This is a genomic window from Solimonas variicoloris DSM 15731 (assembly GCF_000382285.1).
Taxonomy (GTDB): Bacteria; Pseudomonadota; Gammaproteobacteria; order Nevskiales; family Nevskiaceae; genus Solimonas; species Solimonas variicoloris.
Window position 1 is genome coordinate 13,339 of sequence record NZ_KB907944.1, and the last position, 11,916, is coordinate 25,254.

At 74.9% G+C, this 11,916-nt stretch carries 11 protein-coding genes; 8 read left to right on the plus strand and 3 right to left on the minus strand.

Annotated elements, in window-relative coordinates; translation table 11 throughout:
• Nucleotides 1-37 precede the first annotated feature (37 nt).
• The 7 genes from radC to H149_RS0116485 all read left to right on the plus strand — a co-directional run bounded on the left by radC (nucleotide 38) and on the right by H149_RS0116485 (nucleotide 8,075).
• Nucleotides 38-712 carry a RadC family protein gene (radC, locus tag H149_RS0116455; protein ID WP_020650868.1) on the plus strand — a complete coding sequence of 225 codons (675 nt, stop codon included), beginning with the start codon at nucleotides 38-40 and terminating at the stop codon, nucleotides 710-712.
• A 102-nt stretch (nucleotides 713-814) separates the two neighbouring features.
• Complete coding sequence (locus H149_RS0116460; protein WP_020650869.1) at nucleotides 815-1,921, plus strand: SMP-30/gluconolactonase/LRE family protein; 1,107 nt, start codon at nucleotides 815-817, stop codon at nucleotides 1,919-1,921.
• Nucleotides 1,918-3,537, plus strand: a complete 1,620-nt coding sequence (locus tag H149_RS0116465) for a phytoene desaturase family protein (RefSeq protein WP_020650870.1) — start codon at nucleotides 1,918-1,920, stop codon at nucleotides 3,535-3,537. Before H149_RS0116460 ends, H149_RS0116465 begins: the two co-directional genes overlap by 4 nt.
• 157 nt (nucleotides 3,538-3,694) lie before the next feature.
• On the plus strand, nucleotides 3,695-5,395 hold the full coding sequence (locus H149_RS21435) for a GGDEF domain-containing protein (RefSeq protein ID WP_020650871.1): 1,701 nt from the start codon (nucleotides 3,695-3,697) through the stop codon (nucleotides 5,393-5,395).
• Nucleotides 5,396-5,474: 79 nt separating this feature from the next.
• Complete coding sequence (gene ada / locus H149_RS0116475; protein ID WP_020650872.1) at nucleotides 5,475-6,554, plus strand: bifunctional DNA-binding transcriptional regulator/O6-methylguanine-DNA methyltransferase Ada; 1,080 nt, start codon at nucleotides 5,475-5,477, stop codon at nucleotides 6,552-6,554.
• Nucleotides 6,541-7,344 (plus strand): DNA-3-methyladenine glycosylase family protein, encoded by an 804-nt coding sequence (locus H149_RS0116480; RefSeq protein WP_020650873.1) that lies wholly within the window; start codon nucleotides 6,541-6,543, stop codon nucleotides 7,342-7,344. Before ada ends, H149_RS0116480 begins: the two co-directional genes overlap by 14 nt.
• Nucleotides 7,290-8,075, plus strand: a complete 786-nt coding sequence (locus H149_RS0116485) for a 2OG-Fe(II) oxygenase (RefSeq protein ID WP_436278846.1) — start codon at nucleotides 7,290-7,292, stop codon at nucleotides 8,073-8,075. The genes H149_RS0116480 and H149_RS0116485 overlap by 55 nt, the downstream gene beginning before the upstream one ends.
• Nucleotides 8,076-8,156: 81 nt before the next feature.
• On the opposite strand, the gene H149_RS0116490 is transcribed toward H149_RS0116485, so the two are convergent.
• A complete protein-coding gene (locus H149_RS0116490; protein WP_020650875.1) occupies nucleotides 8,157-9,134 on the minus strand; it encodes an NADP-dependent oxidoreductase in 978 nt (325 codons plus the stop codon).
• Nucleotides 9,135-9,223: 89 nt separating this feature from the next.
• Here H149_RS0116490 and soxR point away from each other — a divergent pair, with 89 nt between their 5' ends.
• Complete coding sequence (soxR, locus tag H149_RS0116495) at nucleotides 9,224-9,688, plus strand: redox-sensitive transcriptional activator SoxR (RefSeq protein WP_020650876.1); 465 nt, start codon at nucleotides 9,224-9,226, stop codon at nucleotides 9,686-9,688.
• Nucleotides 9,689-9,896: 208 nt separating this feature from the next.
• Here the strand turns inward: soxR and H149_RS0116505 are convergent, their stop codons facing one another.
• Both H149_RS0116505 and H149_RS0116510 read right to left on the minus strand, forming a co-directional pair.
• The gene (locus tag H149_RS0116505; RefSeq protein ID WP_020650878.1) at nucleotides 9,897-11,042 is read right to left on the minus strand and encodes a CaiB/BaiF CoA transferase family protein; all 1,146 of its coding nucleotides are present in this window, start codon (nucleotides 11,040-11,042) and stop codon (nucleotides 9,897-9,899) included.
• A gap of 10 nt (nucleotides 11,043-11,052) precedes the next feature.
• Entirely contained in the window at nucleotides 11,053-11,859 is an 807-nt protein-coding gene (locus H149_RS0116510; protein WP_020650879.1) for an alpha/beta fold hydrolase, read from the minus strand.
• Nucleotides 11,860-11,916: the final 57 nt, after the last annotated feature.

An 11,916-nucleotide genomic window follows, 5' to 3' on the forward strand; every position in this document is an offset into this window, starting at 1 on the left:
AGCGGGCTTGCAGCGGGGCAAGGCCCGGGGAGGAGCCATGGCGATCCGCGACTGGCCGGCCGGCGAGCGTCCGCGCGAGAAACTGCTCGCGCGCGGCCCCGCCAGCCTGAGCGATGCCGAACTGCTGGCGATCTTTCTGCGCACCGGCGTCGCCGGCAAGAGTGCGGTGGCGCTGGCGCGCGAGCTGATCGACGGCTTCGGCGGCCTGCGCGCGCTGCTGCGCGCCGATCTGCCGCGCTTCTGCGCCGGCAAGGGCCTCGGCACCGCCAAGTACGCGCAGCTGCAGGCGGTGCTGGAGCTGGCGCGCCGCCATCTGGCCGAGGAACTGCGTCACGGCGAGGCGCTCAGCGATCCGCTGGCGGCCGGGCGTTTCCTGCGCGCGCGGCTGCGCGATCTCGACCACGAGGTCTTCGCCGCGCTGTTCCTTGACGCGCAGCACCGCGTGCTGGCCTTCGAGGAACTGGCGCGCGGCACGCTCGACGGCGCCGCCGTCTATCCGCGCGAGGTCGTCAAGGCGGCGCTGCGCCATCAGGCGGCGGCGGTGATCTTCGCGCACAACCATCCGAGCGGGCATGCCGAGCCGAGCGCCGCCGACCGCGCGCTGACCGAGCGCCTGCGCCAGGCGCTCGGCACGATCGATGTGCGCGTGCTCGATCATCTGGTGATCGGCGAGGGCGCGCCGGCCAGTTTCGCGGCGCGCGGCTGGCTGTAGGCCGATGCCCCTCGACCTCACTGCGCGCCGCGGGCATGCTGCGCCGGTGCATCCTGCGGCGGGCGTGCGGTCGGGCGCGAGCCGCGATCCGGGGAGGGCGCGATGAAGCACGGACGCAGACGGTTCGGACTGACGCTGGCGCTGCTCGTGCTGTATCTGGCGTTCTGGCCGGTGCCGATCCGGCCGGTCGCCTGGCAGGCGCCGCTGCCGCCGCCGACCGAGCAGTATCCGCAGAACGGCCAGCTGCGCGATCTCGAGCGCCTCGCCGACGGCGTCGGCACCGGCCCGGAAGGCCTGGCGATCGACACCCAGGGCCGGCTCTATGCCGGCTACGAGGACGGCCGCGTGATGCGCTTCGATCTCAACGGCGAGCACGGCGAAGTCCTCGCCGACACCGGCGGACGGCCGCTCGGCATCAGCGTCAGCGCCAAGGGCGTGTTCGTCGCCGACGCGATGCGCGGCCTGCTGCAGATCACCGATGGCGGCGCCGTGAAGGTGCTCAGCAGCGGCGCCGACGGCATCCCGTTCCGCTTCGTCGACGACGTCGACCAGTCGGCCGCCGATCCCTACCTCTACTTCAGTGACGCCTCGGCGCGCTTCGGCTACCGGCAGGCGATGGCGGACATCCTCGAGCACGGCGACAGCGGCCGCCTGCTGCGCTACGACCCGCAGACCGGCGAGACGCGCACGCTGCTGCGCGGCCTGCATTTCGCCAACGGCGTCGCCGTCGGGCCGGGCGGCGAGTACGTGCTGGTTTCCGAGATGGGCGCCTACCGCGTGCTGCGCTACTGGCTCAAGGGCGCGCGCGCCGGCCGGCATGAGGTGTTCGTCGACAACCTGCCGGGCTTCCCCGACAACCTCAGCATCGACCACGATCACGGCTGCGTGTGGCTGGCGCTGTACGCGCCGCGCCTGCCGCAACTCGACGCGATGGCCGCGCATCCGGGCCTGCGCACGCTGCTGTACCGCGTGCCGACGTTCTTGTGGCCGAAGCTGCGCCCGCGCAGCTGGGCGCTGTCGTTCGATTTCGACGGCCGGCTGCTGCAGAACCTGCAATACGAGGCGCCGCCGGAGCAGCCCCATGTGCGGCCCGCCTACGGGCCGGTCACCAGCGTGGTCCACTACGGCGGCACGCTCTATTTCGGCAGCGTCGCCGACACCGCGATCGGCCGCATCGCGATGCCGACCGAGGCGCTGGGCACGCCATGAGCGAGGTCTGGGATGCCGTCGTCATCGGCGGCGGTCACAACGGTCTGGTCTGCGCGGCCTATCTGGCGCGCGCCGGCCGCCGCGTGCTGGTGCTCGAACGCCGCGAGCAGGTCGGCGGCGCGGCGGTCACCGAGGCGCTGGCGCCGGGCTATCGCGCGTCGACCGCCTCATACCTGATTTCGCTGCTGCTGCCCGCGGTCGAGCACGAGCTCGAACTGGCGCGCCACGGCTACAAGGTACTGCCGCGCAATCCCTCGTCGTTCACGCCGCTGCCGGACGGGCGCAGCCTGCTGCTCGGGCCGGACGCCGAGCTCAACCGGCGCGAGATCGCCGCCTTCTCGGCGCGCGACGCCGTGGCCTGGCCGCGCTACGAGGCCTGGCTGGCGCGCGTCGCCGAGGCGCTCGAGCCGGCGCTCGAGGACGTGCCGCCGGAGCTGCTGCCGGTGCCGCCCGGCCTGCGCCGCCGCGGCCTGCCCGAGCGTCTGCGCAATCTGCGCCGGCTGCTGCGCTTCCATCGCGCGCTGCGCCGGCTCGGCGACGACCTGCCGGCGGCGCTCGAACTGCTGACCGGCGCGGCCAGTCCGATCCTCGACCGCTGGTTCGAGTCCGAGGCGCTGAAGGTGACGCTGGCGACCGACGCGGTCATCGGCGCGTTCGCGCCGCCGTCGGCGCCGGGCACCGGCTACGTGCTGCTGCATCACGTGATGGGCGTCGCCGGCGGCGCGCGCGGCGTCTGGGGCTATGTCGAGGGCGGCATGGGCGCGCTCAGCGAGGCGCTGCGGCGCAGCGCCGAAGCGGCCGGCGCGACGATCCGCACCGGTGCGCCGGTCGCGCGCATCGAGGTCGAGCGCGGCCGTGCCGCGGCGGTGCGCCTGGCGTCCGGCGAGCGCCTCGCCGCGCGCACGATCGTCTCCAACGCCACGCCGGCGGTGACTTTCCTGCAGCTGCTCGAGGCCGGCACGCTGCCCGACGCGTTCCGCGCCGCCGTCGAGCGGATCGACTACGCGAGCCCAGTGATGAAGATCAATCTGGCGCTGTCCGAGCTGCCGGACTTCGCGAGCCGGCCGGGCAAGGACGAGGTCGGCGCTGCGCATCGCGGCACGATCCACATCGGCCCGACGCGCGACTACATCGAGCAGGCCTACGCCGACGCGCGCCGCGGCTGGCCGTCGCAGGCGCCGCTGGTCGAGCTGACGATCCCGACGTCGGTCGACCGCACGCTGGCGCCGCCCGGCCATCACATCGCGCAGCTGTTCGTGCAGTACGCGCCGTACCGGCTCGCCGAAGGCGACTGGGACGCGCAGGCGGACGCTTTCGCCGAGCGCTGCATCGACGCGGTGACCGCCTATGCGCCGAACTTCCGCGACGCCGTGCTGCATCGCCAGGTGCTGTCGCCGCTCGAACTGGAGCGGCGCTTCGCGCTGACCGGCGGCAACATCTTTCACGGCGCGATGTCGCTGCACCAGCTGTTCGGCTTCCGCCCGGTGCCCGGCTGGGGCGACTACCGCACGCCGCTGCCGGGCCTTTACCTGTGCGGCGCCGGCGCGCACCCGGGCGGTGGCGTCAGCGGCGCACCGGGGCGCAACGCGGCGCGCGTGATCCTGCACCGCGCATGAGCGCGCCGGTCGCGCCGCGACCGCCGGTCGGCGGTCGTTTGCCCGCCGGCGGCGGCACGCACCCCACACTCGCGCCCGTGTCGACGTCCCCCCATCGCGCCACTCGAGTCGTCCGGTCCGGCCGGCGGTCGGCGCGCGCGCGGCGCGGGGATCGCCGATGAGGGCGCGGTCCGCGCCTCTGCCGTCGTGGCGCGCGCTGACGGCGCTGCTCGCCGCGGCGCTGGTCGTCGCTCTCTACGGCTGGGTGCTCGGCCGCTCGCCGCACGTCGCCACGCTTGCCGCGTCGCCGCCGCTGCAGGTCGACTGGCAGGCGGCCGCGGCCGCGGCCGGCGAGACGCAGCCGGGCGCAGCCTGGCAGCCGTACGCGGCCGGCGTCCGGCTGCCGCGCGGCGGCGCCGGCGGCTGGGTACGCGTGCGGCCGGCCGCCGGCACCTGGCCGGACGGCGAGCAGCTGCTGGCGATCGAGCAGCCGGGCTTCGGCGCGGTGTCGCGCTTCGAGGCTGGCCAGGAGCGCGAGCGCCGGTGCTGGAGCGACGGCCGCGCCGGCAGCGACTGGGGCCTGCTCGGCGGCATCGTCTTTCCGCTCGACGCCGACGCGCGCCGCGACGGCGCGCTGCTGCTGCGCTGGTGGCCGCATGCCGAACTCGACAGCCGGCCGCAGTTTGCCCTGCTGGCACCGCCGCAGCTGGCGCTGCGCGACACCATGGCGACGCTGAGCAGCGGCGCGCTGCTGGCGACGCTGGCGGCTTTCGCGCTGCTGGCGCTGCCGGTCGGCGCGCTGCTGCGCGAGCCGGCGTTCTTCGCCTACGCGCTCTATCTCGGCAGCTACGCGCTGCTGCAGCTGATGGTCACCGGCCTGGCCTACTCGCCGCTGCCGGTCGCGCCGCTGGCGGCGGCGCCGCAGTGGTGGGGGCGGCTGGCGACCGGCGTCGCGGTCTGGGCCGCGACCGTGTTCCTCAGCGGTTTCGCCGATCTGCGCCGCCACGCGCCGCGCATGCGCTGGCTGGTGCTCGCGGTCGGCTGGGCGGTGCTGCTGCCGACGCTGTCGGCGCAGTTCGGCGGCGAGGCGCTGCGCGCGCTGGTGCGGCAGCTCATCAATCCGCTGCTGATGCTGTCCGGTCCGCTGCTGCTGCTCGCCGCCGGCTGGGCCTGGTGGCGCGGCTCGCGCTATGCCGGCTTCTTCTTCGTCGGCTGGATGCCGCTGCTGACGATCACCGCGCTCGACAGCGCCAGCGTGCTCGATGCGCCGCCCGGTACCGCGCTCGGCGACTACGGCGCGCTCGGCGCGGCGCTGTTCGAGGCCTTCGTGCTGATGCTCGGCCTCGGCGATCGCGCCTATGCGCTGCGCGGCGCGCTCGAACAGGCGCATCGCCTGGCCGGCACCGATGCGCTGACCGGCCTGCCGAACCGGCGCGGCTGGCGCGACGCGCTGCAGGCGCAGCCGGCCGACGTCATCGTCTATGCCGACCTCGACCACTTCAAGGCGCTCAACGACCGCTACGGCCATGCGCACGGCGACGAGGCCCTGAGCTGGGTCGGTGCGGCGCTGAAGGCGCGCCTGCGCCGCGGCGACCGGGCGGCGCGCTACGGCGGCGAGGAGTTCGTCGTCGCGCTCTACGACTGCAGCGCCGCCGAGGCGCTGGCCTGGGCCGAGGCGCTGCGCCGCGACATCGCGCGCCTCGACATCGACGCCGGCGGCCGGCCGCTGACGCTGAGCATCGGCGTCGCCGTGCGCCGGCCGGCCGAGCGCATCGAACGCTGGCTCGAGCGCGCCGACGCGGCGATGTATGCGGCCAAGCAGGGCGGCCGCGACCGCGTCGTGCTCGCCGGCGACGACAGCGTGTCCGCCGCCGCCTGATCAGCGCGCAAGCTCCGGATGGAGCCGCGCGTCGCGCCGGACCAGACTGCCGCGCATACTTCAACGCGGACCATCGCCCATGAACACCCCGACGCTCGACGAGACCGCCTGCTGGCGCGCGCTGCAGCAGCGCGATGCCGCGCAGGACGGCCGCTTCGTCTACGGCGTGCGCACGACCGGCGTCTATTGCCGCCCGTCGTGCGCGTCGCGGCTGCCGAAGCGCGACAACGTGCGCTTCTACGCCGATGCGCAGGCCGCCGAAGGCGATGGCCTGCGCCCCTGCAAGCGCTGCCGTCCGCGCGACGACGCCGGCGCGCGCGAGGCGCAGCGCATCGCCGAAGTCTGCCGCCACATCGAGGCGCACGCGCACGAGAAGCTGACGCTGGCGGCGCTGGCGCAGCGCGCGCACCTGAGTCCGTTCCACTTCCAGCGGCGCTTCAAGGCGATCGTCGGCCTCAGTCCGCGCGAGTACGCCGAGGCCTGCCGGCTGCAGGCGCTGCGCCGCGAGCTGCGCGCGGCGCCGACCGTCAGCGACGCGATCTACGGCGCCGGCTACGGCTCCGGCAGCCGCGTCTACGAAAAGATCGACACGCGGCTCGGCATGACGCCGGCCGAATATCGCGCCGGCGGCCACGGCGTGGCGATCTCTTATGCCGGCGGCGACACGCCGCTCGGCCGGGTGCTGATCGGCGCCACCGACCGCGGCATCTGCTTCCTGCAGTTCGGTGACGACGATGCCGCGCTGCAGGCCGAACTCGCCGCCGAGTATCCGGCGGCGCGCCTGACGCCGATGGACGCCGCGCAGCAGGCGCTGTTCGACGACTGGATGCACGCGCTCGGCGAGCATCTGGCCGGCCGCCGGCCGCAGCTCGGACTGCCGGTGCACACGCGCGGCACCGCCTTCCAGCTCGAAGTCTGGAAGTACCTGCAGACGATCCCGTACGGCGAGCTGCGCTCGTACGCCGAGGTCGCGCAGGCGCTCGGCCGGCCGAACGCGGTGCGCGCCGTGGCGCGCGCCTGCGCGAGCAATGGCGTCGCCCTGCTGATTCCCTGCCATCGCGTGATCCGCGGCGACGGCCAGCTCGCCGGCTACCGCTGGGGCCTGCCGCGCAAGCGCGTGCTGATCGATCTGGAGCGCGCCCATCGTGAACGCGCCTGAGCCGACGCTGCACCTGGCGCTGCCGGTGCGCACGCCCTTCCCGTGGCCGGCGCTGCTCGGCTATTTCGCGACGCGCCTGATCGAAGGTGTCGAGGCGATCGCCGACGGCACCTACCGGCGCGTCGAGGCCGGCGCCGCGGTGTGTGTCGACTACGATGCGGCGCGCGCGCAGCTGATCGTCACCGGGCACGGCCTGGCCGCCGACGCGGCGCGGCGTCGCGTCGAGCGCCTGTTCGTGCCGCAGCACGACGGCGCCGCGATCGCCGCGGCGCTCGGCACCGATCCGCTGCTCGCGCCGCGGCTCGCGCGCTGTCCGGGCTTTCGCCCGCCCGGCTGCTGGTCGCCGTTCGAACTGGTCGTGCGCACGCTGCTCGGCCAGCAGGTCACGGTCGCGGCGGCGCGCACGCTGACGGCGCGTCTGGTCGCACGCTGCGGCGCGCTGACGCCGGCGGCGATCGTCAGCGCCGATCTCTCGGCGCTCGGCATGCCGGGCGCGCGCGTCGCCGCGATTCGCGCGTTCGCCGACGCGGTCGCGCGCGGCGATGTCGATCTCGACGCGCCGTGGCCGGCGCTCGACGCGCAGCTCGCCGGGCGGCGCGGCTTCGGGCCGTGGACGCGCGCCTATCTGGCGATCCGCCTCGGCCGCGATCCCGACGCCCTGCCGGACAGCGACATCGGCCTGCTGCGCGCCGCCGGCGTCGCCACGCCGCGCGCGCTGCGTGCGCGCGCCGAAGCCTGGCGACCGTATCGCGGCCATGCCGCGACGCTGCTGTGGGCGGTGGCGCCGTGAGCGCGGCCGGCCTGCCCGACGCGGGCGCGCTCGCCGCGCGGGTCGCGGCGCTCGACTGGCCGGCGCTGCAGGCCGCGCTCGACGCCGACGGCCATGCGCTGACGCCGCCGCTGCTCGACGCCGGTGAGCGCGCGGCGCTGGCGGCGCTGTACGACGAGCCGGCGCACTTTCGCTCGCGCATCGTCATGGCGCGTTACCGCTTCGGCCGCGGCGAATACCAGTACTTCGGCTATCCCTTGCCGCCGCCGGTGCAGGCGCTGCGCGCGGCGTTCTACGCCGGCCTGCAGCCGCTGGCCGAGACGTGGGCGCAGCGGCTCGGCGTCGCCGACCGCTATCCGCCGCGGCACGAAGATTTCATCGCCGCCTGCCATGCCGCCGGCCAGCGGCGGCCGACGCCGCTGCTGCTGCGCTACGGCGCCGGCGACTACAACTGCCTGCATCAGGATCTCTACGGTGCGCGCTGGTTCCCGCTGCAGGTGGTGATCCAGCTCAGCGATCCCGAGCGCGACTTCGCCGGCGGCGAGCTGCTGCTCGTCGAGCAACGCCCGCGGCAGCAGTCGCTCGGCCACGTGCTGCGCGTGCCGGCCGGCGCCGCGGCGATCCTCGCCGTGCACGAGCGCCCGCTCGCCGGCAGTCGCGGCTGGTATCGCGCCCGGCTGCGCCACGGCGTCAGCCGCGTGCACGCCGGGCAGCGCCACACGCTCGGCATCGTCCTGCACGACGCCGCCTGAGCGGCGAGCGCGCGTCCGCGGGCGCGCCGCCGCCCCGGCACGCCAGGACACGTTTCGCGTCCGCCGCTGCGTCGACCGGGCCTAATCGTCGGCGACGATCAGCACCACGGCGCCGCCGTCGGCCGACTGCTCGATCAGGCGATGGGCCGCGGCCGCTTCGTGCAGGCCATAGCGGTGGCGCACGGCGACGCGCAGGACGCCGGCGGCGTGCAGGTCGACCAGCTCGTCGAGCGCGGCGAGCGAGCGGCGCGGACGCAGATGGCGGACGCCGTGCGCCTGCGCCGCCTCGGCGTCGGCGAGCGTGCCGATGCGTCCGCTTTCGATGCCGTGCGCGAGCAGCGCGGCGAGGGCGTCGTCGCCCGCGGCTTCCGGGCGCGCGTCGAGCGCGGCGTCGAGCGGGACGGCGAGCGCGTGCAGCGCCGCCGCCAGACCGGCGCCGGCGTCGAGCGGCTGCGCGCCGAGGCGGCGCAGGCGGTCGTGCTGCGCGCGCGCCGCCGTGCCGATCACCGTCGCGCCGTGGCGGCGGGCCAGCTGCACGGCGGCGGCGCCGGTGTCGTTGGCGGCGTCGTGGATCAGCACGGTCTCGCCGCGGCCGACGTTCAGCGCGCGCAGCGCCGCCTGCGCGGCGAGCGGCGCGCCGGGCAGCACCGCGGCGACATCCCAGGGCATCGCCGGCGGCTTGCCGACGATCTGCGCCGGGCTGACGACGACGTATTCGGCATAGCAGCTGAGCAGCGCCCAGCCGAGCACGGCGTCGCCGACCTCGAATTCGTCGGCGCCGTCGCCGAGCGCGTCGACCGTGCCGGCGAAGGCGTTGCCGAGCTGCAGCGGCAGACGCAGCGGCAGCGGCGCGAGCCGGCCGGCGAGACGGCCGGCGCGCAGCTGCGCATCGACCGGCTGCACGGCGGCGGCGTGGACGCGCACGCGCAGCTGGCCGGCGCCGGGACGCGGCCGTTCGAGCGCGTCGACGGCGAGCACTTCGGGTTCGCCGTAGCGTGCCAGGCGCACCGCCTGCATGCGCCGGACCGCGAACGTGTCTTTGTTCAGTGCCGCCCCCATCGCGTCTCTCCTTCGCAGTGCCTTGACCGTCGATGACCGGGACGGCGAGCATAGGACCTCAACTAAAGTCGAGGTCAAGGATGAAGGCAATGACGTCCGCGGAATTGACGATCGGCCAGCTTTCCGAGCGCAGCGGCGTCGCCGTCTCGGCCTTGCACTTCTACGAAGCCAAGGGTTTGCTGTCGAGCCGCCGCACGGGCGGCAACCAGCGCCGCTACACGCGCGACAGCCTGCGTCGCGTCGCCTTCATTCGCGCTGCGCAGCGCGTCGGCATTCCGCTGGCGATGGTGGGCGAGGCGCTGGCGCGGCTGCCGGACGCGCGCACGCCGACGCGCGCCGACTGGGCACGGCTGTCGGCTGCCTGGCGCGGCGAGCTCGATGCTCGCATCCACCAGCTGACGACGCTGCGCGATGCGCTCAGCGACTGCATCGGCTGCGGCTGCCTGTCGATGCGGCGTTGCAGGCTCGCCAACCCCGGCGACATCGCGGCGACGATCGGGCCAGGGGCGCGGCGTTTCGACGAGCGCGGGGCGTGCCGGATGCGGCGCCCCTGAACGGAGGCACCGCCGTCGATGCCGCGGCCGTGACGGCGTGCGCGGCACGGTCCGGCGCGGACATCGGGATGCGAAGGCCGCGGCGCGGACGAGGCGCGGCGGCGCGGCAGGGCTCCGGCCTGGCCGCGCGGTGCCGCTCGGGGCTGCGCCACGGCTTGCGCGGGATCGCGCCGCACGATGCCGCCTCGGAGGCGGCGGCGCGCCGTGCTCAGCAGACGGCGGCGGCCTTCAGCGCGGCGTAGGCATTTTCATCGATGCCGAGCGCGGCGAGCAGCGCGCCCGTGTCGGCGCCGAGCGCCGGCGCCGGCGTGCTGGCGCTCGGCGCGGCGTCGACGAAGCGCAGCGGATGCGCGATCGCCGGCTTGCCGCCGCAGTCCTCGACGAGGCCGCGCGCCTGCACCTGTTCGTTGGCGAGCGCTTCTTCGAGCGTGTAGACGCCGCTGGCGCAGGCGTCGGCCGGCGCCAGCAGCGCTTCCCATGCGTCGCGCGTGCGCGTCCTGAACAGCGCCGCCGTCGCCGCGCGCGTCGTCTCGCCGGCCGCGCCCGGCGCCGGCACGCGGCGCCCGAGCTCGGGCTGGCCGGCGGCGGTGCAGAAGGCCTGCCAGAACTTCGGTTCGAGCGCGCCGAGCGCGAACCATTTGCCGTCGGCGCATTCGTAGAGGCTGTAATTCGGCAGCGCGCCGCTGAGCATGTCGGCGCCGCGCGGCTGCGTGCGGCCGAGTGCGCGCAGCGTCGACAGCGCCGCGACCTGCAGCGCCAGCGTGCCGTCGAGCATCGCCGCGTCGACGTAGCAGCCGCGGCCCGACGCGCGCGCGCCGTGCACGGCGGCGAGGATGCCGAGCGCGCAGCTCAGCGCGCCGCCGGCGAGGTCGGCGATCTGCGTGTTGGCCAGCGCCGGACCGGCGGCGTTGCCGATCTGGTCGAGCGCGCCGGCGTAGGCGCAGTAGTTCATGTCGTGGCCGGCGCGATCGCGGTACGGACCGGTCTGGCCGTAGCCGGTCAGCGCCGCGTAGACGAGCTTCGGGTTGAGCGCCTTGAGCGCGTCATAGCCGCAGCCGAGGCGATCCATCACGCCGGGCCGGAACGATTCGATGACGACGTCGGCCTCGGCGGCGAGGCGGTGGAAGATTTCCACGCCCGGCGCCTGACGCAGGTCCAGCGTCAGCGAGCGCTTGTTGCGATTGACCAGCGCGAACAGCTCGGGCGACAGCGCGCGCGTGTAGTCGCCGCCGTTCGGTTCCTCGATCTTGACGACCTCGGCGCCGAGCTGGGCGAGGTAGAGCGTGCAGAACGGGCCCGGCAGCAGGCGCGAGACGTCGAGGACCTTGAGGCCGGCGAGCAGGGGATTGGTCATGGCGGCAGGATCAGGCGAGGAAGTCGAGGACCGCAGCGTTGAACGGACGTGGCGCGGCGAGGTTCATCGCGTGCGTGGCGCCGGCGATCGTCACGCGCCGCGCGCCGGCGATGTGGGTCTGCAGCAGGTCGAGCAGTTTCGGAAACGGCGGCGGCGTCAGCGCGCCGCCGATCAGCAGCGTCGGCTGCGTGATCGCTTCGAGCCCGGCGCGCGTCAGCTGCGGTCGTGCTTCGCGGACCTGGCCGAGCAGCGTGCGCGCGTTGTCGGTCGCCATGCGCCTGAAGCCGGACGCCATGCGTTCCCAGATCGGCGTGCCGCTGACGCCGTTGATGAACACGGCGAGGCCGCCGTCGACGTCGCCGGCGGCGATCAGCGCCGCCGCCGCCTGCGTGCGCGCCTCGGTGTGGGCGCGGATCGCGTCGGGCGCCGCGACCAGCGAGGCGTCGGGCAGGCCGCCCGGCTCGGCGAGGATCAGCCGGCCGACGCGCTGCGGCGCACGCTGCGCGACGCGCAGCGCGACATAGCCGCCGCGCGAATGGCCGAGCAGATCGACCGGGCCGGCATCGAGCGCGTCGATGAAGGCGATCAGATCGTCGACGTGCTGCTCGGCGCTGTAGCCGTCGCCGCTGCCGTCCCAGGCTTCCGGCCAGCAGTGGCGCAGGCTCACGGCGATCGCGCGTCGCTGCGTGCCGAAGGCCTGCATCTGCGGCGACCAGTAGCGGTAGTCGCACAGCGAGCCATGGATCATCACCAGCGGCGTGCCGCTGCCGGTCTCGACGTAGGCGAGGTCGTAGTCGTTGAGGCGCAGGGTGGGCATCGCGCTATTGTGCCTGCGCCGTTCGCGGCGCGGCACGACGGGCGCGCCGCGTGGCCG